At 67.3% G+C, this 404-nt stretch carries 1 protein-coding gene; it reads right to left on the bottom strand.

All coding sequences use genetic code 11. The features are described from left to right. Positions 1 to 404: ABC transporter permease (locus AB4Z35_RS30900; protein ID WP_442101286.1), on the bottom strand; the 404-nt coding region annotated here is incomplete at both ends.

Genomic DNA, 404 nt, shown 5'->3' with positions numbered 1-404 from the left:
GAACGCGCCGGCGTCCACCCCGATCAGCTGCACACCGACCAGATAGCCGCCCAGGATGCCCACGGCGCTGAAGATGGCCGCCAGGACTGGCATGGCAATCACGCCGGCCCAGAAGCGCGGTGCAATCACGCGCTGCAACGGGTTCACGGCCATCATTTCCATGGCGGTGAGCTGCTCGCCCGCCTTCATCAGGCCGATTTCGGCCGTCAGCGACGTCCCCGCACGCCCCGCGAACAGCAGCGCCGAGACCACCGGCCCCAGTTCACGCACCAGCGACAACGCCACCAGCAGCCCGAGCGCCTGCTCGGAGCCATAGCGGTTCAGCGTGTAATAGCCACCAGCGACAACGCCACCAGCAGCCCGAGCGCCTGCTCGGAGCCATAGCGGTTCAGCGTGTAATAGCC

The sequence above is a fragment of the Pseudomonas sp. KB_15 genome (assembly GCF_052114525.1).
Classification (GTDB): domain Bacteria; phylum Pseudomonadota; class Gammaproteobacteria; order Pseudomonadales; family Pseudomonadaceae; genus Aquipseudomonas.
This window is presented reverse-complemented; position numbering and strand designations above follow the sequence as displayed.